The sequence below is a fragment of the Neobacillus cucumis genome, assembly GCF_016908975.1.
Lineage (GTDB): Bacteria > Bacillota > Bacilli > Bacillales > Cytobacillaceae > Neobacillus > Neobacillus cucumis.
The window spans coordinates 138,484-160,024 of record NZ_JAFBEX010000012.1 but is presented as its reverse complement, the minus strand read 5'-3'; the positions used below and the strand labels follow the sequence as shown (position 1 = coordinate 160,024).

General features: G+C 37.2%; 23 protein-coding genes and 1 pseudogene. 16 read left to right on the top strand and 8 right to left on the bottom strand.

Annotated elements, in window-relative coordinates:
• The first annotated feature begins 134 nt into the window (after positions 1-134).
• Together JOC76_RS17415 and JOC76_RS17410 are read left to right on the top strand one after the other, a co-directional pair.
• Positions 135-1,013 (top strand): NAD(P)-dependent oxidoreductase, encoded by an 879-nt coding sequence (locus JOC76_RS17415; RefSeq protein ID WP_205179563.1) that lies wholly within the window; start codon positions 135-137, stop codon positions 1,011-1,013.
• Between the two features lie 76 nt (positions 1,014-1,089).
• Complete coding sequence (locus tag JOC76_RS17410; RefSeq protein ID WP_205179561.1) at positions 1,090-1,269, top strand: hypothetical protein; 180 nt, start codon at positions 1,090-1,092, stop codon at positions 1,267-1,269.
• Between the two features lie 38 nt (positions 1,270-1,307).
• Here JOC76_RS17410 and JOC76_RS17405 read toward each other — a convergent pair whose 3' ends face one another.
• The 5 genes from JOC76_RS17405 to JOC76_RS17385 all read right to left on the bottom strand — a co-directional run bounded on the left by JOC76_RS17405 (position 1,308) and on the right by JOC76_RS17385 (position 5,522).
• Positions 1,308-2,459 (bottom strand): aminotransferase A, encoded by a 1,152-nt coding sequence (locus JOC76_RS17405; RefSeq protein WP_205179560.1) that lies wholly within the window; start codon positions 2,457-2,459, stop codon positions 1,308-1,310.
• 150 nt (positions 2,460-2,609) lie between these two features.
• Positions 2,610-2,804, bottom strand: a complete 195-nt coding sequence (locus tag JOC76_RS17400; RefSeq protein ID WP_205179558.1) for a protein YkzT — start codon at positions 2,802-2,804, stop codon at positions 2,610-2,612.
• Positions 2,805-3,079: 275 nt separating this feature from the next.
• Positions 3,080-3,559, bottom strand: coding sequence for a YkyB family protein (locus JOC76_RS17395; protein ID WP_205179557.1), 480 nt, complete (start codon positions 3,557-3,559; stop codon positions 3,080-3,082).
• Positions 3,560-3,696: 137 nt separating this feature from the next.
• Positions 3,697-4,566 (bottom strand): metallophosphoesterase, encoded by an 870-nt coding sequence (locus JOC76_RS17390; RefSeq protein ID WP_205179556.1) that lies wholly within the window; start codon positions 4,564-4,566, stop codon positions 3,697-3,699.
• 128 nt (positions 4,567-4,694) lie between these two features.
• Entirely contained in the window at positions 4,695-5,522 is an 828-nt protein-coding gene (locus tag JOC76_RS17385) for a C39 family peptidase (protein ID WP_307784738.1), read from the bottom strand.
• A 136-nt stretch (positions 5,523-5,658) separates the two neighbouring features.
• Between JOC76_RS17385 and JOC76_RS17380 the strand changes: the two genes are divergently transcribed.
• The 9 genes and pseudogenes from JOC76_RS17380 to JOC76_RS17340 all read left to right on the top strand — a co-directional run bounded on the left by JOC76_RS17380 (position 5,659) and on the right by JOC76_RS17340 (position 11,978).
• Complete coding sequence (locus JOC76_RS17380; RefSeq protein WP_205179687.1) at positions 5,659-6,870, top strand: EAL domain-containing protein; 1,212 nt, start codon at positions 5,659-5,661, stop codon at positions 6,868-6,870.
• Positions 6,871-6,940: 70 nt separating this feature from the next.
• Positions 6,941-7,180, top strand: coding sequence for a hypothetical protein (locus JOC76_RS17375; RefSeq protein WP_205179555.1), 240 nt, complete (start codon positions 6,941-6,943; stop codon positions 7,178-7,180).
• 217 nt (positions 7,181-7,397) lie between these two features.
• Complete coding sequence (locus JOC76_RS17370) at positions 7,398-7,634, top strand: YkuJ family protein (protein WP_098526949.1); 237 nt, start codon at positions 7,398-7,400, stop codon at positions 7,632-7,634.
• A gap of 118 nt (positions 7,635-7,752) precedes the next feature.
• A complete protein-coding gene (cbpB, locus tag JOC76_RS17365) occupies positions 7,753-8,196 on the top strand; it encodes a cyclic-di-AMP-binding protein CbpB (RefSeq protein ID WP_205179554.1) in 444 nt (147 codons plus the stop codon).
• Between the two features lie 132 nt (positions 8,197-8,328).
• Positions 8,329-8,451, top strand: a pseudogene (locus tag JOC76_RS17360) (MFS transporter); the annotation flags it as partial.
• 161 nt (positions 8,452-8,612) lie between these two features.
• A complete protein-coding gene (ccpC, locus tag JOC76_RS17355) occupies positions 8,613-9,500 on the top strand; it encodes a transcriptional regulator CcpC (RefSeq protein ID WP_205179550.1) in 888 nt (295 codons plus the stop codon).
• A gap of 76 nt (positions 9,501-9,576) precedes the next feature.
• A complete protein-coding gene (dapD, locus tag JOC76_RS17350) occupies positions 9,577-10,278 on the top strand; it encodes a 2,3,4,5-tetrahydropyridine-2,6-dicarboxylate N-acetyltransferase (protein ID WP_205179549.1) in 702 nt (233 codons plus the stop codon).
• Positions 10,279-10,377: 99 nt separating this feature from the next.
• Entirely contained in the window at positions 10,378-11,496 is a 1,119-nt protein-coding gene (locus tag JOC76_RS17345) for an N-acetyldiaminopimelate deacetylase (RefSeq protein ID WP_205179548.1), read from the top strand.
• 11 nt (positions 11,497-11,507) lie between these two features.
• Positions 11,508-11,978: a TlpA family protein disulfide reductase gene (locus tag JOC76_RS17340; protein WP_205179547.1), complete on the top strand. Its 471-nt coding sequence runs from the start codon at positions 11,508-11,510 to the stop codon at positions 11,976-11,978.
• Positions 11,979-12,184: 206 nt separating this feature from the next.
• On the opposite strand, the gene rnjA is transcribed toward JOC76_RS17340, so the two are convergent.
• From rnjA to def, 3 genes are all read right to left on the bottom strand, one after another.
• Positions 12,185-13,852: a ribonuclease J1 gene (gene rnjA, locus JOC76_RS17335; protein WP_205179546.1), complete on the bottom strand. Its 1,668-nt coding sequence runs from the start codon at positions 13,850-13,852 to the stop codon at positions 12,185-12,187.
• A gap of 3 nt (positions 13,853-13,855) precedes the next feature.
• A complete protein-coding gene (locus JOC76_RS17330; protein WP_205179545.1) occupies positions 13,856-14,068 on the bottom strand; it encodes a DNA-dependent RNA polymerase subunit epsilon in 213 nt (70 codons plus the stop codon).
• 477 nt (positions 14,069-14,545) lie between these two features.
• A complete protein-coding gene (def, locus tag JOC76_RS17325) occupies positions 14,546-15,100 on the bottom strand; it encodes a peptide deformylase (RefSeq protein ID WP_205179543.1) in 555 nt (184 codons plus the stop codon).
• A 201-nt stretch (positions 15,101-15,301) separates the two neighbouring features.
• On the opposite strand from def, the gene JOC76_RS17320 reads away from it, so the two are divergent.
• The 5 genes from JOC76_RS17320 (at position 15,302) to lpdA (ending at position 21,312) form a co-directional block, all read left to right on the top strand.
• Positions 15,302-15,931 (top strand): YkyA family protein, encoded by a 630-nt coding sequence (locus JOC76_RS17320; RefSeq protein ID WP_205179542.1) that lies wholly within the window; start codon positions 15,302-15,304, stop codon positions 15,929-15,931.
• A 464-nt stretch (positions 15,932-16,395) separates the two neighbouring features.
• The gene (pdhA, locus tag JOC76_RS17315; RefSeq protein ID WP_205179541.1) at positions 16,396-17,511 is read left to right on the top strand and encodes a pyruvate dehydrogenase (acetyl-transferring) E1 component subunit alpha; all 1,116 of its coding nucleotides are present in this window, start codon (positions 16,396-16,398) and stop codon (positions 17,509-17,511) included.
• Between the two features lie 3 nt (positions 17,512-17,514).
• A complete protein-coding gene (locus tag JOC76_RS17310; protein WP_205179539.1) occupies positions 17,515-18,492 on the top strand; it encodes an alpha-ketoacid dehydrogenase subunit beta in 978 nt (325 codons plus the stop codon).
• A gap of 113 nt (positions 18,493-18,605) precedes the next feature.
• Positions 18,606-19,892 carry a dihydrolipoamide acetyltransferase family protein gene (locus JOC76_RS17305; RefSeq protein ID WP_205179537.1) on the top strand — a complete coding sequence of 429 codons (1,287 nt, stop codon included), beginning with the start codon at positions 18,606-18,608 and terminating at the stop codon, positions 19,890-19,892.
• Between the two features lie 4 nt (positions 19,893-19,896).
• Entirely contained in the window at positions 19,897-21,312 is a 1,416-nt protein-coding gene (gene lpdA / locus JOC76_RS17300; RefSeq protein WP_205179535.1) for a dihydrolipoyl dehydrogenase, read from the top strand.
• The last annotated feature ends 229 nt before the right edge of the window (positions 21,313-21,541 follow it).

The window sequence follows — 21,541 nt, the reverse complement described above, 5'->3', positions numbered from 1 at the left end:
TGTGCATAAATTTGGAGATGGAGCACATAGACCGGACGTATGACGATCCGGTTTTTTTTTGCAATCATTTCAAACGCTAATTGAGTAAAGGAATGTTAAAATAGAGAAAACAATAAAATGGAGGATGAATAATAGTGTTAACACCAGAGAATACAGTTATTGGTTTTATTGGAACAGGAGTAATGGGGAAAAGTATGGCAGCTCATTTAATGAAGGCCGGCTACCCATTAATAGTCTATTCTAGAACAAAGGAAAAAGCTCAAGAACTATTAGAAAACGGCGCAGAATGGGCCCAAACCCCCAAAGATGTAGCAGAAAAGGCAAAAGTGATAATTACCATGATAGGTTATCCAACAGATGTTGAGGAAATTTATCTAGGTGAAAACGGATTGATTGCATCAGGAAAACCAGGAAGTTTTTATATTGATATGACCACTTCATCTCCTTCCCTTGCTACAGCCATTTATGAGGAGGCCAAAAAGTATGGAATTCAGGCTCTTGACGCTCCTGTGTCCGGAGGCGATGTGGGGGCCAGAGAGGCAACATTGTCGATTATGGTTGGCGGTGAGCAAGAAGCATTTGATACAGTAAAGCCGCTTTTTGAAAAAATGGGTAAAAATATTGTTTACCAGGGTAAAGCCGGGGCTGGTCAGCATACTAAAATGTCCAATCAAATTGCAATTGCCTCGAACATGATTGGTGTTTGTGAAGCAATCATTTATGCAGAGAAAGCAGGATTAAACCCTGAGAATGTGTTAAAAAGTATCTCGACTGGAGCGGCAGGAAGCTGGTCTCTAAGCAACCTTGCGCCAAGAATGTTAAAAGGAAATTTTGAACCTGGTTTTTACATAAAACATTTCATTAAGGATATGAAAATTGCACTAGCGGAAGCAGAGAGAATGGACTTACCCGTACCTGGCTTGTCTTTAGCTAAGTCTTTGTATGAGCAGTTAACTGAAATGGGTGAAGAAAACAGCGGAACCCATGCGCTTTATAAGTATTGGAAGAACTAGCAGAAAAAAGCTATATATTGGGAGGCATAAACCAACCCTGACATCAAGAAACTAATTCTTGATAGGAGGGATAATTGTGGCTAAACGAACAAAAAAGAATGATCCACAGCAAAAAAATAAGAAGGGCTTTGATTCTGCAACATTAAATGAAGAATTTGCCCATGAGATGGGTTCTGCAGATACGAATAAAATTCATAAAGATAAGGCCAGAAAAGAAAAAGCTTCTAAAAATAATGGCGAGTATAAAGGACAATAAACGAAAAAAGCCCCTCAATTTTGAGGGGCTTTTTCGATTTATATTCCTTTAATAAAGGGCTCCATTCGGTTAAGACCCTGCTCAAGATTTGCCATGGAACAGGCAAATGATAAGCGGAAGTAACCTTCCCCAAATTCTGAAAATGCACTGCCTGGTACGACGGCTACCTTCGTCTCTTGAACCAGTTTTAAGGCAAAGTCAAAACTATTTAACGGAATGCTATCCGGGATTTTTACAAAGAAATAGAAGGCACCGTCCGGCTTTACAACCTCAAGACCCATACTAGTTAATCGGTTATAAACATATTCTCTTCTTTTATAATATTCCTCTTTCATTACTTCCGCATCATTGATACCTGTTGTTAAGGCCTCTAGAGCCGCTTTTTGGGCGATAGAATTGGCACATGACACATTGTACTGGTGTACCTTTAAAATATGTTTAGTAAGCCACTCAGGGGCAAATAACAGTCCAATTCTCCAGCCTGTCATGGAATGAGACTTTGATAATCCGTTAATGACAATTGTTTGATCTTTAAGGTAACTTGCAATGGAAGTATGCCCTTTGTCATAGGTGAGTTCACTATAGATCTCATCCGCAAGTATAAAAATATTTTTGTCCTTAATATATTCTGCGATTTCCTTTAATTCATTGCTTGTAAGGCTTACTCCTGTTGGATTGGATGGATAAGGCAAGACAATACAACGCGTTTTGTCTGTAATATACGGTTTAATCATATCTAATGTGAACCGGAATTGATTTTTCCTTATATCTGCGTGTACAGGCACAGCGCCCATCATTTTAATGATTGGTTCATAGCCAGGATAAATAGGTCCGGGTAATATTACTTCCGAGTCTTCGACTAGAATGGTTCGAAAGGCAATATCAATAGCTTCACTTGCTCCCATTGTGATAATCACTTCTGATTCGGGTTGGTACTGTAAACCATATTTTCTTTCGACAAATTGAGATGCTGCTTTCCTTAATTCAAGTGTTCCGGCATTATGGGTATATGAGGTAAAGTCCGCTTCGATGGCCTCTATCCCCGCATTTTTAACATGCTCAGGAGTAGGGAAATCAGGCTGCCCAATCGTAAATGATATTAAGTCGTCTATATTAGAGACGAGATTAAAAAATTTTCTGATTCCGGAAATTTCGATGTTTTTAACTCTTTGATTTATTAAGTGTTCCATTATGTACATCCTTCCACCAAACAATAATTATCATGATTATAGACTATTTAGGGGGGAGTTTCTACATTAGAGCTCTTTTCTATTATTCAAATAAAAAACGGCCATCAAAGTTTTTTCTCCGAGACCGTATAGTATTTATATATTGTTATCTTAATATCCATAATCCCAATCGATTTCATCTTCATGCCAAAAAACGGGTGAAGCGAAACCGAAATCTACTGTCTGGTTAGGAATCTTGCAGGACCGAAAATCACCTTGTTCCTTGATTTCTTCGTAAAAGGAATGTTCTACATCTTCAATAAACGTAATATTCCGCTCCTGAAAAAGAATAGCTGTTCCCTTCATAATAAAGCACCTCTTTACTAGTTTTAGCTGCTTAATACTTTTTCCGTCATTATTGTAAGTCTTAAAGGACCTGTGAGTCTAGGGGATGGGAGGTTGTTCACAAAATTATCAAGAAGTTGTTGCGAAAAACGGAAATCGCTTACAACTAAAAGCACTATCAAGAGGAGGGGGCTTGACCGGTGAATGTTCTTACGCAAACCATGAAGCTGGAAGAGCTATTCAAAGGATGAAAATAAAATAAGCCAGAAAGTTTTCTGGCTTTAGAAAAGTCATCCTTAGTAGCGTTCGCCCAATTTTTTAAAAATAGGTTTTTGGTAGGTCGGTTGGTTTCCTCGAGGGTAAGAAGTCTGATTATCCAGTTCACGGATTCCAGTATAGGATTGTAATAATGCTTTAGCTGTATTAAGTGAGAGATGAGACTTTGGATTTCTAACACTTCCATCGAGCTTTCCTAAATGGGGAAGGTCATGGAAATCGGATTTTGTTGGAGGAATATGAAACGTATATTTTCCACATTCGACTAGTACATCGGATTGCTGTTGGCTGTTTCGCGGATGATCGGAAAAATGAAGACCAACCTTCTTAGCCTTTCCTTCATCAATTAATTTTTTTAATGATTCTTGTTTTAATTTGTATAAAAATTTGGGGTTTGTTGCTGTTTTTGCATGACGATTCACGATAAAGACAGCTTGAGAGAGGTTTTCAATGGTTAGATTTAATTTGGTACGAGGATAACTCTGATCGTGATTCAACATATGGGCTCCTTTCGGTCTTTAAAAACAACTATATTATACCTTTTTTCTCGGAAAATAGAAATAAGTTGAGGGTATTTTCCGTTTTTTTGTATAATTAATTAAAAGCGAATACCAAAGTAATAAGACTTCTTAGTCCACTAGGAAGAAATAAGAGTATAAATAGTAAGCTCAGGTCTTGACATAAAGCGCAACGGGAGACGTGTGGTTCCTATGCCTCGATTGACATAAAGTGTTAAGGGGAATTTGCCCTTGACCGCATAAAGACCCTCCGGATACATTTGTGCAAATGGAGGCCTAATCAAGGCTCCTAGGATGGGCAATTTAATTTGTCCTCCATGACTGTGACCGCTGATTTGCCATTGAATAGGATATTCTGAAGCCGATTCAGCAAGATCTGGTGCATGAGATAATAAAAGTTTAAATTGATTGTTAGGTATGTTTTTTAAGGATAACGGTAAATCGGGATTTCCCAACATAGCATCATCAATCCCAATTAGATAGATGGAGCTGCCATCCTTTAGTGTGATTGCCGTAGATTCATTTAATAATACCTTAAAGTTGGTAGATTCCATAATATTTCGGTATATTTCTGAACCATATCCGCCATGGTCATGGTTTCCGAAAATACAAAACTTTCCCTTAGGTGCTTGCAGGCTGCCAAGTATAGGGAGCAAATCATGCACTTGTGAATATTTATTTGGCTCGTCTATTAAATCACCAGTAAATAATATAATATCCGGCTTTAATCCATTTATTTTTTTCACTAAATGGTTGAAATGAGAAAGATTGTATTGAAAGCCGAGATGGGTATCGCTAAACTGTATGATTTTTATTCCTTCAAAACCTTTAGGGATTAAAGGATGCCTGATGGGTATTTCTTTCATTTCTAGCAGTGAAGGCTCAATTTTATTAGCATAAAAATAACCTCCCGAACTTAATCCTAGAACCGTAAGTATTGAGCCGGCTATCCTTTTAATAAACGTTCTTCTTGTCTGTTTTCTAACCATATCCACCATCTACCTGCCTTTTTACTGCTTCCTTTTTCATAAATAAAAAAGTTGTCCAAAAAAGGTTACTTGTAAGTGTTTATTCAAAAAATGTGAAAAAATGATAAAAAAGCAGTCATCGACTGCTCTTAATTATAACTCACCGCACGTGAGCGTAAGGCTTTCCAGGACCTAATAAATTGTGCCTTTGAGACCTTTACTTGTTTTCGTCCTGACAAAGGGTCATTTAAAAAAACATAATTTGTGCTATACCCTACTAACACGACTGCATGCAGATCGAGTGGTGTTTTAATGTATTGATTACCGTGATACCAACCCTCCCAACGGTCTGGCAATCGATAATCCCCTGTCGTCCAAACCACGACTGGATGTCCTGAAGACACATGTGCTAGCACTCGGTTAAAGGACTGATTGGTTAAATTCACTGCTCTTCCAGGAAGTTTTTGATTGATGAGAGCAATCATTGGTCGGTCAAAAACAGCATAGCCTGCCCGTCTTCCTGTCATGTCACCAACAAAACCATCAGCAGGGTTTCCCCACCGTAATATATCGCCTTGTGACGAACTAATGAGAGGGTCAGGGTCTTTACGGATGCTTCGATATAAATCCATTTTATTGGTCCTAACACCTGCGTAATTTAGAACCATTGCAAGACTAGTCACTTCACACCCATACCGTAATTCTGGGTTCTGCCTAATTAAAACAACGTCTAACATGGCAGATGGTTTCATTGCAAGTGTGCTAACTGATCCTTCATCCTTTTTCTGCTTTTCCACATTTTTAAGTTGATTAGACAAATGTTTAGTGGATGTAGATTTCTGATTTATATGAAAAGAATCTTGTTTGTTGTCAATTGTCATTTTATGTTCCTGATTTACTTGGTTTGAAGGATTAATGTGAGATTGGCCACAGCCAATCATGGTCAGTAAAGATGTCAAAATGAGTAGGCTTTTCACCAAATAGCCTCCTTTTCCATGGGCCTGATTATAGGTTATGATTGTATCATTGATGCTATAATGGTATCCTTTTGGAAAAGAACGAGATATGAAAAAAACGTTTGGTATAATGAGAAAAATTATTGGAGGAACATGGATGGATGCATTGGAAATATTATCGGACCTTGAAAATGTCTCTCCTTATTTTCAACCGATATTTAATGCGGATGAGCAGCGTGTCATTGCTTACGAAGTATTGGGACGATATTTTTCAAAGGGAAAGGCCATCAGTTTAGGACCTTTTTTTCATGATGATCAAATTCCCGATGAATATAAATTTGAAGTAGACTTACTTATCGTCAAGAAGGCCCTTGAGAAGGTAATGGAACTTGATGAGGATATCCTGATTTTTTTGAACCGAAACGCTGAGTTATTAATGTATGGACATGGGGAACCGTTTTTACAGGAGCTATTGGAGTTTGAAAAGAAGGGATTAAACTTAAAACGAATTATTTTAGAAATATCTGATCGTAATTATCAGGGAGATTTAGATCAATTTGATCATCTTCTTCAATATTACCGAACATATGGCATAAAAATAGCGATGTCGAGTATAGGCGATGAAAGTCAATATTTTGAAAGGATCGGTCAACTCGAACCGGATATTCTTAAAATTAACCTTCAACCCCTAAAATCAACGGCGATAGGGATTAACTTTAATGATGTGTTGTTTTCTTTATCTCTTTTAGCTAGGAAAATAGGGGCGGCCCTTCTTTTTGAAAATATTGAAATGAGTCTTCAACTTCAATTCGCTTGGAAAAATGGCGGTCACTACTATCAAGGGTTTTATTTACATCCGCCCGCAGATGAATTTATTAATCGAGATCTTCTTAAATCTCGTTTGAAGGAAAAATTTCACGATTTTATTGCTTATGAGAAACGGAAGTTAGAAGCCGTTTATAATTCTGCCGGCCAATTTCATACGATGGTACAGGAAATTGTAAACAAAAACAAAAAGGCAGGGTATGATGCTCTATTTCAAGCTTTAACAAAAGAAATGAATGATATTGCTTTCCGGATGTATGTATGTGATGAGGATGGATTTCAAAAAACCGTTAATATTTTTAAAGAGGAAAGTGGCTGGACGGTCCAAACTGCTTATTTAAATAAAAATTGGAGCTGGCGTCCATATTTTTTAGAAAATATTATCAAGTTGCGGCATGAACAAAAGGGAAGATTATCTGATTTGTATCGTGATATTGAAACAGGTGAAACCATTCGAACGTTTTCGTTTCCAATGAACGAAAACGAATATCTGTTTATCGACATCGCTTATCGATATTTATTTGAACATGACGAATTATTGTAAATAGACGAGGTATAGAATGATTCATGAAGTGGAAATTTAATGATAACCTTGGGTAGAAGGAGCCATGTTCATGAATCTTTTTGTCAATATCCTGTCGATTGTGATTATTGCTGTATTAGCATTTTCTCTTCTATATACATTTTCAGTTGCCAGGCAGCATAAAGCCGTCGAAGGAAACTTAGATGCTAAAATATCAAAACCCGTTCAAAGAAATGTTTATACTACAAACCCGATTTTTCTTGCTTATGGAATCTTTTTTGCTTTACTTTTGTTTATTGTTCTCTTTTTTGCGATAAAGTTTTATTCATAGGTCTCCTGTTCATGGGGCCTATTTTTTATGAAGTTTTTAAAAAAATCATAATTTCTTCATTTTTACTTGGACAAATGGAGGCTATTATTTTATTCTTTTAATATTGGCATAAAATCTCTACTGTCAAATTTTGAAAAGATTCGATTAGGATAGAAAGATGCCAAATGAGAAACATAACTGTAAACAGTTTGTTTTGTTTTAAAAGGAGGATAATTTAATGTCACAGTTACAAGGTATATTAACAAGGTTAAAAAACCTTCAGGAACAATCTACAAGTGGGGAACCTGCCCAACGTTATTTTGAAGTAAATGGTGAAAGAAAATGTCAGGTTACTTTTCATCCAAAGACAGAAACATTTGAATTGGAAATCTATAATGAAAAGGAAAAACCGAAAAGATACCAATTTGACAATATTGATATGATTACAATTGAAATCTTTGATTTAATTCAATAGGAACCAATCGCGGTTCCTTTTTTTCTGTTGGAATACCGTTTTTTTAAATTATCCCGGACCCCGGATACTGTGGTAGAATAAGTCTGTAGAAAAACATATATTGAGGAGTATTTGACTTATGATTAGTCTTCCTAGCGGGGAATTTTTAGATTTAACCATTAAACAATTAATGATATCATCTGAGCGTGTTGCTCATGTGCAAATCGGAAATAACCTTGAACATGCTTTATTGGTATTAACGAAAAGTGGATATACAGCTATCCCAGTTCTAGATCCACATTACAAACTACATGGGCTTATAAGTACCCCTATTATTATGGATTCTATATTAGGACTTGAACGAATAGAATTTGAACAGCTTGAAAACAAGCGGGTGGAAGAAGTAATGAAAAGTTCCATTCCGCGGGTTGGTATATCATCATCACTTAGTCAGTGTTTAGACTTATTAGTAAATCATCCATTTCTATGCATTGAAAATGAAGAAGGTTTCTTTGAAGGAATTTTACCTAGAAGCACCGTATTAAATCAATTAAATAAATTGGTTAAACGGTTTAAAAAATAAAAGAAATCTGCTCCCTATTGGGAGCTCTATTTTTTTTACATTAGAGGTGAGAAATTGGGTCTTGATATGGAAGTGTTAGGAACACCTAAAAGAAAACAAATAAAGAAATTATTGGTCTTAGCTTCTGTCATGCTTGCCATGTTTCGATTAATCCAAGGGTTTGGAGCAGGAGCTGTAACACTTATCGCTACCACTATTGTAGGTGATATTTATACCACTGAAGAAAGGGAAAAAATTCAGGGGGATCTTTCTAGTGGACTAACCTTTTCTTTACACAATGTTTATTATGTTGTCTTGGCTTTTGCTGTTATTTGTATGCTTCTTATACTATTTATTCCTAAAAAGAAAGTGGAATCTCCATAATATATTCGATTAAAAGATAGAAGTTTAAACAAAATAATTATAGAGGTTTGAATATGTCCTCCTTATCAGAATTTCAGTTATTATCGGTTTTAGCACAAGAAATGAATATGAGAAAGGCTTCGGAGCGGCTGTTTGTTTCACAGCCTGCTCTTTCACAACGCCTCCAAACCATTGAAAAAGAATGGGGAACAAAATTGTTCATCCGCTCTCAAAAGGGGCTTTCCTTAACACCTGCGGGAGAACATGTGATTGACTTTGTGAACGAGATTTTAATTAAACAGGAAAAGGTACGCCAAACGATAGATTCGCTTCAAGAAGGGGTCTCTGGTACATTAAAAATCGCTGTGGCATCGATTGTCGGACAAAATTGGCTTCCAGAGGTTTTAAAGAAATTTATTGATAAATATCCACAAGTCAAAATTTCCCTGGTAACAGGATGGAGCAGTGAAATTTTAAAATCTTTATATGACGATCAGGTACATGTAGGAATTATCCGTGGAAATCCTGATTGGAAAGGGTTGAAAGTCCATCTATTTAATGACCCTCTTTATCTTGTCGATAGGGAATTTACCATGCCCGAGGAAGTTTTAAAGACTGATCGCCCGTTTATCCAATTTAGAAGTGACTCGAATTATTATCAGGAAATACAGGACTGGTGGATGCGCAATTTTAAAACATCGCCGAAAAGAACGGTAGTAGTAGACCAAATTGAAACATGCAAGCAGATGGCTTTTAATGGCATAGGATACGCAATATTACCTTCCATTACTCTTAGAAAGACCGAAAGGGATATTTTTAAAATACCTTTAGTGGATGAGAATAATGTACCGTTAAAACGAGATACTTGGTTATTAGGGTATGAATCTGCTTTTCAATTAAAGCAAGTTTCTGCGTTTTTGGAACTGATAAAAGAATATATCGCGGAATCTTCAAAAGATTAGGTTGTTTTTTCTTGTTTTCAGTTCTTTTGTTTGTTAAAGTATTTTTTAGTACATGAAATAGGGGGCAAGTCAGCAAATGGATGCACATGAAATTATTGCTTTTATTGCAAATAGTAAAAAATCTACACCTGTTAAGGTTTACCTGAAAGGTGATTTAGACGGAATCAATTTTGGTACTGAAACGAAAGCCTTTATTAATGGAAACACAGGCGTTGTTTTCGGTGAATGGTCTGAAATTAATGCTGCATTAGAAGCTAACAAAGAAAAAATTGAAGATTTCGTAGTTGAAAATGACCGACGCAATTCAGCAATACCTTTGTTAGATACTAAACATATCAATGCTCGAATTGAGCCAGGTGTTACCATTCGTGATCAAGTAGAAATTGGTGATAATGCTGTTATCATGATGGGCTCTGTTATCAATATTGGTGCCGTTATTGGCGAGAAATCAATGATTGATATGGGCGTTGTACTTGGCGGAAGAGCAACCGTCGGGAAGAATTGCCATATCGGAGCTGGAACTGTTTTGGCAGGTGTAATTGAGCCGCCATCCGCTAAGCCTGTTATCATTGAGGATGATGTTCTAATTGGTGCTAATGCAGTCGTTCTAGAGGGTGTAACGGTAGGAAAAGGTTCAGTAGTTGCAGCTGGAGCAGTTGTAACGAAGGATGTTGAGCCTTATACTGTTGTCGCCGGCACACCAGCAAGAAAAATTAAAGATATTGATGAAAAAACGAAATCAAAAACCGAAATTATGCAGGAGCTTCGCCAATTATAAGAAGGACAAGCTGTGCGTTTTTTGAATAATATTGCAGCTTAAAAAGCGAGCGTGGACTATAATCCACGCTTCTTTTATAGGGAAAGAGAGGTAACTATCATGAAATCATTAATAGAAATACGGAGGGATCTACACCAAATTCCGGAGCTTGGTTTTCAAGAATTTAAAACCCAAGCTTATTTATATTCCATCATACAGTCATTCCCCGAGGACCGTATTTCCATTAAAAAGTGGAAAACGGGATTATTAGTGAAAGTTCATGGTCTGAAACCAACCAAAACAATAGGGTATAGGGCCGATATTGATGGACTGCCTATTACAGAAGAAACGGGTTTAGCTTGTGCGTCTACTCACGAAGAAAGAATGCATGCCTGCGGGCACGATTTTCATATGACGATTGCGTTAGGTGTATTATCTTACTTCATCAACAATCCAATTAGTGATGATTTGGTGTTTATTTTTCAGCCGGCTGAAGAAGGTCCTGGAGGAGCCGAACCAATGCTGCAATCGGATGAAATGCAATCGTTTCTGCCGGATTTAATTTTTGCTCTTCATATTGCACCGGAATATCCGGTTGGAACAATTGCCCTTAAAGAAGGTTTATTATTTGCTAATACATCCGAGTTATTTATAGACTTAAAGGGTAAAGGCGGTCATGCCGCCTATCCGCACCAGACCAATGATATGGTTATTGCTGCTTGTACACTCGTAAATCAATTGCAAACTGTTATTTCAAGAAATATTGATCCATTGGATAGTGCCGTCATTACCATTGGAAAAATAACGGGGGGCACTGTCCAAAACATTATTGCTGAAAGGGCAAGACTAGAAGGAACCATTAGAACATTGTCTCCTGAAGCCATGGACAGGGTGAAACATCGAATTGATGCACTTGTTAAAGGGATTGAGACGGGGTATGAGTGTGAAGCCATAATAGACTATGGTTCGATGTATCATCAAGTTTACAATACAGCATCTGTTACGAGGGAATTTATCGAATATATAAGAAATGAGACTGACATAACGGTGGTAGAATGTCGAGAGGCTATGACTGGTGAGGATTTCGGTTTTATGCTTAAAGAAATACCAGGATTAATGTTTTGGCTTGGTGTAGACTCGCCGTACGGCTTACATCATGCTAAACTTAATCCAAATGAAGCGGCTATTGATGTTGCTGTAAAGGCTATTACAAGCTATTTCTCTTTTAAAGGCAAATAGGGGGTCCATCCATGAAATTACGGGACAAAATGCCAGAGTTAACTGGGGCAACAGAGTGGGTGAATGGGCAGGTTACAAAGGATGAACTAGTTGGGGAAAGGCCCACACTTTTTCACTTCTGGTCTATAAGCTGCCATTTATGTAAAGAAGCGATGCACCAGGTTAATCAACTTCGTGATGATTATAAAGAAAAATTAAATGTGGTGGCTGTCCATATGCCGCGTTCAGAAGCTGATACAAACATGCAAGAAATTATAAAGGTGGCTAAAGAGCATGAAATCACTCAGCCTATTTTTGTTGATGGTGAGCACAAACTAACGGAGGCATTTGAGAATCAATATGTTCCTGCCTATTATATTTTCGACCGAGAAGGCAATCTCAGGCATTATCAAGCTGGCGGAAATGTTATGAAAATGCTTGAAAAACGTGTAATCCGCCTAGTTGATGAAATGGAAAAAGCAAAAGAATGTGAATTGAGCTGACGCGGACGGAATGGAATAACCGGAGGCAGGTTTATGAACGAAGAAAAAAGCGGAAGCGCCATTTGGCCTTCCGCTTTTCTTTATGTCCAGCTCCAGCGCCTAGCCCCTCGATGGTCTACAGACGCGCCCAAAAGGAAGGCGCTTTTTGCCTTCCTTTTGGGCGCGTCTTATGCTTGGCGAGGCTGAACAAGGCGCTTCCGCTTTTCTTATACTTCCATGATAATTGGTAAGATCATTGGTCTACGTTTTGTTTTCTCGTAGAGGAATGGTGCGAGTGTATCAGTAATTTCATTCTTGATTTCTGACCATTGGCTTGTTTTTCGTTCCATTACCTTATTTAAATGTTTTGTGATAAGGTTTTGAGCATCATTGATTAAATCACCAGATTCTCTCATGTAAACAAATCCCCTAGAGATAAGATCAGGACCTGACGCTATTTTAAATTCTTTCATATTGATACTCACTACAACTACTACTAATCCTTCTTCTGAAAGAATGCGGCGATCTCTTAAGACGATATTTCCAATGTCGCCTACACCACTTCCGTCGATATAAACGGAACCTGATGGAATTTTACCAGCAACCTGTGCAGTGTCATTAGAGAGGGCTAGTACTTCACCATTGTCCATAATAAAGCAATTTTCTTCCGCAACACCACAATCAACAGCAAGTTGGGCATGCATTTTTTGCATCCGGTATTCACCATGAATTGGCATAAAGAACTTTGGTTTAATTAAACGTAGCATTAATTTTTGTTCTTCTTGGCCGCCGTGACCAGAAGTATGGATATTGCTTAATTTACCATGAATTACTTCCGCTCCCGCACGATAAAGCATATTTATGGTTCTGCTTACGCTAATCGTATTGCCTGGAATTGGAGAGGAAGAGAAAACCACTGTATCTCCAGGTATAATTTGAATTTGTCTGTGGGTACCATTTGCAATTCTTGAAAGAGCAGCCATTGGTTCTCCCTGACTGCCTGTACAAAGAATCGTCACTTTATCAGCAGGTAATCGGTTTATTTGATTTGATTCAATAAAAGTTTCTTTTGGGGCCGTAATATAGCCTAATTCAAGCCCAATATTTATTGCCGCTTCCATACTTCGCCCAAATACAGCAACTTTTCTTCCATTGACTACAGCTGCTTCTACTACTTGTTGTAATCTATGAATATTGGATGCAAAGGTTGCAAAAATAATCCGTCCATCCACTTTTCGGAAGATATCATGAATACTTTCACCAACTCGGCGTTCTGACATAGTAAAATCAGGAATTTCACTATTAGTACTATCTGAAAGTAAACATAATACCCCTTCCTTACCAATTTCAGCCATTTTGGTTAAATTAGCTGGTTCACCAACAGGAGTAAAATCAAATTTAAAATCACCTGTATGGACAATTTGTCCTGGAGGGGTTTTTACGACAATACCGTAGGAATCAGGAATACTGTGGGTGGTTCGGAAAAAGGTAACGGATGTTTTGCGGAACTTAATGACATCATCTTCTTTAATTTCAATAAGTTTTGCATTTCGTAATAAACCGTGCTCTTCTAGTTTATTTTTAATTAACCCAAGTGCAAGCTTACCGCCATAAATCGGAATGTTTATTTCACGAAGTAAATACGGAATTCCGCCAATGTGATCTTCATGTCCATGGGTTACAAATAGCCCTTTAATTTTTTCCTCGTTTTTCACCAAGTAGGTGTAATCTGGGATTACATAATCGATACCCAATAATTCATCTTCTGGAAACTTTATGCCAGCATCGATTAGTATTATTTCATCTTGAAACTGAACTGCATAAGTATTTTTGCCTATTTCTCCTAAACCCCCTAAGGCAAAAACAGCAGTTTGATCATTTTTTACAAATTTCATAAATTATCCAATCTCCAATACTTTAAAGTCTTCATTTTGTTGTTCGTATTCCAAATGTGCTCCTTTAACTTCTTCAACATATTCTACATTAAATCCGCGATCAGCAATTTTATTTCGAACATCTCTTACAGATTCACCTTTAACAAAGATTGTTTTAGTGTTTTCTCGAACTGGAACTTCACTAATGCTTTTTTGATAATACACTTTAAATATCATGACAAAATTCGCTCCTTATTGAATCAATAACTTTTTCTATTATATAAAATATTTTCATCTTTTTCATTTATTTTCTTAAGGTTTTCCTCTGGACCATATATGAAAAGTATGTAAATAAAAATCATATTACTTCAATTTACAATAATGAAGGAGCCCTTCGCAAGTTTGAAGGGCCCTCTCAAAGAAATTAGGCAATTGATTTTTTTCTAAGTAAATCATTCCACTGTTTCAAAAGCTTCTTTCTTAGCTTCTTTAACATAGTGGATCATCTCCTTACTTATATTTTATACGAACCTTGTCCAAAGTAAAGCAACCGATGGCAGATAATTGAAATTTTTTTATTAAAAGTATTTTTTTACTATTATTATATGAGTAAAATAGGTATTCTTTCATGGTTATAATTGGAATAAAAATGAACAAGAAAAGCGCAAGACGCTGAACAATAAAAAAACACTGGCCTTACAGAAAGGCCAGTGTTTAACGTTCGATGATGGTAGCTCCATCAACTGGTTTAAATGGGTCTTGTTTATCAATATGATCATAAAACATAATTCCGTTCAAATGGTCGATTTCATGCTGAAAGCAAATCGCAGGAAGACCTCGAAGTCGGAGTTTGACTTCTTCTCCATGAAGTGTGACTCCTTTTATTGTAACCCTAGCATACCTTGGAACATACCCTGGTATGGCCTCATCAACGGACAGGCAGCCCTCACCCGTTTCAAGATAAGCCATTTCAACAGAATGACTGACGATTTTTGGGTTAAATAAAGCATAGCTATAGAGCGTTCCTTTATCGTCTGTTAGATGAACAGCAATCATCCTTTTTGAAACATTTATTTGCGGTGCAGCTAAACCGATTCCTGGACGTAGACCGTATTTGGCTGCCATTTCGCTGTTTTGGCTGTTTATTACATATTCTAAGAGACTGGCTAAAATTTGTTTATCTTCTTCGGATGCAGGCATGACGACTTCTTCTGCCACTTTTCGAAGGGTTGGGTGCCCGTCTCGAATGATATCCTCCATCATTATCATGAACATTCACTCCCAAAGTTCCTTAAAGTTAAATCATAAGGTTTAGTCTATCAAACAATAGCAAAAATGTTAATTAATTGTTTCTAATTTTAATTCGTTTCGATTATTTATTGTCAAACAAACTTTATATCGATATAGTAGAAATTGAAGTCGTTAGGGGGTTATAAATTGTTATTGATTGGAAAAAGCCGTATCCTAATCATGATCATTGCCTTTCTCTATATTTTATCAGGGTGTACGCAAGAAAAGACCCCTGTTGAAAAAATCTATGATGTTTTAGAAAAAGTTGCTACAGTAGAAAAAAGCTTTAAAGAACAGCAAGAGCCATTGGTTACATTAGAAAAACAAGAAAAAGAGCTATATGATCAAATTATTAAACAGGGAATGAAGGAATATGATCAGATTGTGAAACTTTCAGATCAAGCCATTGCCTTAGCAGATAAAAGAAAGCAGCATCTGGATAAAGAAACAGCAAGTCTTAATGCTTCGGAACAAGAATTTGCCAAAGTTTCTGACCTAGAGGATCAATTGGATGATCCCACACTAAAAAAAATGGTCAATGAACTTAAAAGTATAATGATGAAAAGATATGATGCTCACAGAGAGTTGTATAAACAATACTCTGATGCCATCCAATATGATAAAGAACTATATCAAATGTTTAAAAATAAAAATTTACCGCTTGAAGATCTTGAAGCCCAAATAAATAAACTAAATGAAACATATAAAAAGGTTTATACCGCAAATGACCAATTTAATAAATATACGGAACAATATAATGAAAAAAAACTTTTATTTTATAAAAAAGCAGGACTAAAAACGGAGAAATAAGTTTAAGGTAAAATCAGCTGATCCCTCAGCTGATTTTTTTCTATATTATAACAAGTGTCTAAAATGTGACACTGTATATAACAGAATGATAATTAAGGTAATACAGTTGATTAGAATATATTTTTAATAAAATGTACTTTTAATGAAAAATAGTGAAAATTAGTATTTGACGGCATAAAATAAAAGTTGTAAACTCATAGGTGTGATAAAAGTTGTACTAATGGTGTTACATAAAATAGTGGTACAGAATAAAATGTAAATTAAATGGAACTTTTCGTTTTATCTTATCTTTTCAGTGAGACACTAGTTCTAAAGTATGTATCCATCCACATCAATTCTCAATTCTTTATGTAATATCAAAAGGTCATCCATTACATGTTGCTTTCGCAACTTTTGGGTAATCTAAAATAGTGGATTTTATTTTATAAAAAATAGGCCCTAAATAGAAAGGAAGAGATGACATAATGGCTTCTAAACTTAAGAACGCCCAGCTTGATGCCCAAAAAGCACTTGAAGCTGTAGAAGAACAATTCCAAACACTTCAAATCCTTAATGAACAAGGTGAAGTGGTTAATGAAGCAGCAATGCCTAACTTGACTGATGAGCAACTTCAGGAATTAATGCGCCGAATGGTCTATACTAGAATACTTGACCAGCGCTCCATTTCTTTAAACCGTCAAGGAAGATTAGGTTTCTATGCGCCAACTGCAGGACAAGAAGCGTCACAGCTTGCATCTCAATTTGCGCTCGAAAGCGAAGATTTTATCTTACCTGGTTACCGTGATGTACCTCAAATCGTTTGGCACGGATTACCTTTATCCCAAGCATTTTTATGGTCTAGAGGACATTTCCAAGGTATGAACATTCCTGAAGGTGTAAACGTACTTCATCCGCAAATCATCATTGGTGCTCAATATGTTCAAACTGCTGGGGTAGCACTTGCATTCAAAAAGCGTGGAACTAAGGCTGTTGCCATTACTTATACAGGAGACGGTGGAACATCTCAAGGGGATTTCTATGAAGGAATCAACTTCGCAGGTGCATATAAAGCTCCAGCTATCTTTATTATTCAAAATAACCAGTTTGCGATTTCTACTCCACGTGAAAAACAAACTGCAGCAAAAACATTAGCTCAAAAAGCTGTTGCTGCTGGTATTCCTGGTATCGTAGTAGATGGTATGGATCCTTTAGCAGTTTATGCTGCAACTCGCGAAGCTCGTGAGCGTGCGGTTAATGGCGAAGGACCAACATTAATTGAAACTTTAACTTACCGTTATGGCCCACATACTATGGCTGGGGATGACCCAACTCGTTACCGTACAGCAGATCTTGATAATGAGTGGGAAAAGAAGGATCCACTTGTACGATTCCGTAAGTTCCTTGAAAACAAAGGATTATGGAGTGAAGAAAAAGAGACTGAAGTAATTGAGCAAGCAAAAGAAGAGATTAAAGAAGCGCTTAAACAAGCTGATGCAGCACCTAAACAAAAGGTAACTGATTTAATGTCTATTATGTATGAAGAAATGCCAGCTACTTTAAAAGAGCAATATGAATTATATAAAGAAAAGGAGTCGAAGTAAGCCATGGCTCAAATGACAATGATTCAAGCAATAACAGATGCATTACGTACGGAATTACGTAATGATCCGAATGTGTTAGTATTCGGTGAAGACGTTGGCGTTAATGGTGGTGTTTTCCGAGCGACTGAAGGGTTGCATCAGGAATTTGGCGAAGATCGTGTATTTGACACGCCTCTTGCTGAATCAGGAATCGGCGGTTTAGCAGTAGGTCTAAGTTTACAAGGCTTCCGTCCAGTTCCGGAAATTCAATTTTTTGGTTTCGTGTTTGAAGTAATGGATTCCATTGCTGGTCAATTAGCTCGTCAACGTTATCGTTCAGGTGGAAGATACAGTGCTCCTGTTACGATTCGCTCACCATTTGGCGGAGGCGTACATACTCCTGATATGCACGCAGACAGCTTAGAAGGACTTATGGCGCAAACACCTGGAGTAAAGGTTGTTATCCCAGCAACTCCTTATGATGCAAAAGGATTACTTATTTCATCAATTCGAGACAATGATCCTGTTATTTTCTTAGAGCATATGAAATTATACCGTTCATTCCGTCAAGAGGTTCCTGAAGAGGAATATACCATTCCATTAGGTAAAGCTGATGTAAAACGTGAAGGAACTGATATTACAATCGTTACTTACGGTGCAATGGTTCATGAATCATTAAAAGCTGCAGAAGAACTTGAAAAAGAAGGATTTTCTGCCGAAGTTATTGATTTACGTACTGTAAGTCCAATCGATATTGAAACAATTATTGCATCTGTTGAAAAAACTGGTCGTGCAATTGTAGTTCAAGAAGCGCAAAAACAAGCAGGTATAGCAGCGAATGTTGTTGCTGAAATAAACGATCGTGCTATTCTTAGCCTGGAAGCTCCAGTATTACGTGTTGCTGCTCCTGATACTGTATTCCCTTTCCCACAAGCAGAATCAGTATGGCTTCCTAATTATAAAGATGTTCTTGAAACAGCTAAAAAAGTATTAACTTTTTAATTAACTGCTACTTGACAGTATTCAAGAAAAAAATATATTGACGGGGAAAAGAGTTATCTTTTCCCATTCCTAATGTTTGACTAAAATATATGAAAAATAGGAGATGAATCTCTGTGTCATTTCAATTTAAAATGCCTGATATCGGTGAAGGTATTCACGAAGGTGAAATCGTCAAATGGTTTGTAAAGCCAGGTGATAAAGTCCAAGAAGATGATGTCCTATGTGAAATTCAAAATGATAAAGCTGTAGTTGAAATTCCATCACCAGTTGAGGGTACAGTTCAAGAAGTACTAGTTGGAGAAGGAACAGTTGCAACAGTTGGTCAAGTACTTGTTACTTTTGATGCACCAGGATATGAAAACCTACAATTTAAAGGCGATGATCATGCCGAAGAAGCACCAAAACAAGCAGAAGCTCCAGCAGCACAAGAGGCTCAAGCTCCAGCAGCTCAAGCTCAGCCACAAGCTGAAGCAGATCCAAATCGCCGTGTTGTTGCTATGCCTTCTGTTCGCAAATATGCGCGTGAAAAAGGTGTTGACATCCGTCAAGTAACTGGTTCGGGAGATAACGGTCGTGTTCTTAAGACTGATATTGATGCGTTCTTAAGTGGCGGTGCTCCAGTAGCTACACAAGCAACAGCACCTGCAGCGGCTGAGGAAGCACCAAAAGTAGCACCTGCTCCAATCCCACAAGGTGAATACCCAGAAACACGTGAGAAAATGAGCGGTATCCGTAAAGCTATTGCAAAAGCAATGGTTAACTCTAAGCACACTGCTCCACACGTTACTTTAATGGATGAAATCGATGTGACTAAGCTTGTAGCACACCGTAAGAAGTTCAAAGAAGTGGCTGCTGCTAAAGGCATTAAGCTTACATTCTTACCATATATCGTAAAAGCATTAACTAGTGCATTAAGAGAGTTCTCTGTATTAAATACATCTCTTGACGATGCAACAAGTGAAATCATCCATAAGCACTATTACAATATTGGTATCGCTGCTGATACTGAAAAAGGTCTTTTAGTACCAGTTGTTAAAGATGCTGACCGTAAATCTGTGTTTACTATTTCTAATGAAATTAACGAATTAGCTGGTAAAGCACGTGATGGTAAACTTGCTCCAAACGAAATGAAAGGTGCTTCTTGCACAATTTCTAATATTGGATCTGCAGGCGGACAATGGTTTACTCCAGTTATTAACCATCCAGAAGTTGCTATTTTAGGTGTTGGTCGTATTGCTGAAAAGCCAATCGTACTAAACGGTGAAATTGTAGCTGCTCCTGTATTAGCATTATCTTTAAGTTTTGACCACCGCATGATCGATGGTGCGACAGCTCAAAATGCAATGAATCATATTAAACGTTTATTAAACGATCCAGAACTATTGTTAATGGAGGCGTAAGAAAATGGTAGTTGGAGATTTCCCAATTGAAACAGATACTATAGTCATCGGTGCGGGTCCTGGAGGATATGTAGCCGCTATTCGTGCCGCTCAGTTAGGACAAAAAGTAACGATTGTTGAAAAAGAATATGTTGGCGGCGTGTGTTTAAACGTTGGTTGTATTCCTTCTAAAGCGTTGATCGCTGCAGGACATCGTTATGAAACAGCCGTACACTCTGAATCATTCGGTATTACAGCTGAAAACGTAAAAGTAGATTTTTCAAAAGTTCAAGAATTCAAAGGTGGAATTGTTAAAAAATTAACCGGCGGGGTTGAAGGACTTTTAAAAGGAAATAAAGTAAACATTGTACGTGGTGAAGCATTCTTTGTTGATGCTAATACATTACGAGTAATGGATGAAAATTCTGCTCAAACCTATACATTTAAGAATGCCATTATTGCAACTGGTTCTCGTCCAATTGAATTGCCAACTTTTAAATATTCAAAACGCGTTCTAAATTCTACAGGCGCTTTAAATCTAAATGAAATCCCTGAAAAAATCGTTGTAATTGGCGGCGGTGTTATTGGGATTGAACTTGGTGGTGCCTATGCGAACTTTGGAAGCCAAGTAACCGTCCTTGAGGGTGCTGACGAAATTTTAGGCCTTGGTGTATTCGATAAGCAAATGGCTTCACTTGTTAAGCGCACTATGCAAAAACGTGGTGCTGAATTCTATACAAATGCACTTGCTAAGGGTGTAGAAGAAACAGAAAATGGTGTAGTCGTAAGCTTTGAAGTTAAAGGTGAAGCGAAGAAAATTGAAGCTGACTATGTATTCGTCATGGTTGGACGCCGACCAAACACTGATGAAATGGGCTTAGAGCAAGTAGGTGTTAACTTAACTGAACGCGGTTTAATTGAAATTGACAAGCAATGCCGTACAAATATCAGCAATATCTATGCGATTGGTGATGTTGTAGCAGGTCCACAATTAGCACATAAAGCTTCTTATGAAGCGAAAATTGCTGCTGAAGCAATCGCTGGTCATCCTTCAGAAATTGATTATTTAGGTATTCCTGCTGTTGTATTCTCTGATCCAGAATTAGCTTCTGTAGGATATACAGAGCAACAAGCTAAAGAAGAGGGCATTAAGGTAAAAGCTGCAAAATTCCCATTTGCTGCAAATGGCCGTGCCTTATCATTAGATAGCAGTGATGGATTCATGAAATTAATTACTCGTGCAGAAGATGGCGTAGTAATTGGTGCTCAAATCGCTGGGGCAAGTGCTTCAGATATGATCGCTGAATTAGGTTTAGCAATTGAAACTGGTATGACAGCAGAGGATTTAGCTCTTACAATCCATGCTCACCCAACTCTTGGTGAAATTACCATGGAAGCAGCTGAAGTTGTTCTAGGAACTCCGATTCATATCATTAAGTAATTAGAATAAAAAGTCCTTTCCCTCAATAAGGGAGAGGACTTTCTTTATTTACTATCGAATTTATCTAGTAAATAACGTAAGTTGAGAGAAGGTGGAAGGTAAAGAAATTTTGAAATTATCTCTAACCGCTAAAAATGGAACATATATTTAAAACACATAGCCAATGACCTTGTTCTTAACAGAAGGATTAACGTATTTGCGTGGTGAGAATAATGAAAGTCTATGTAGT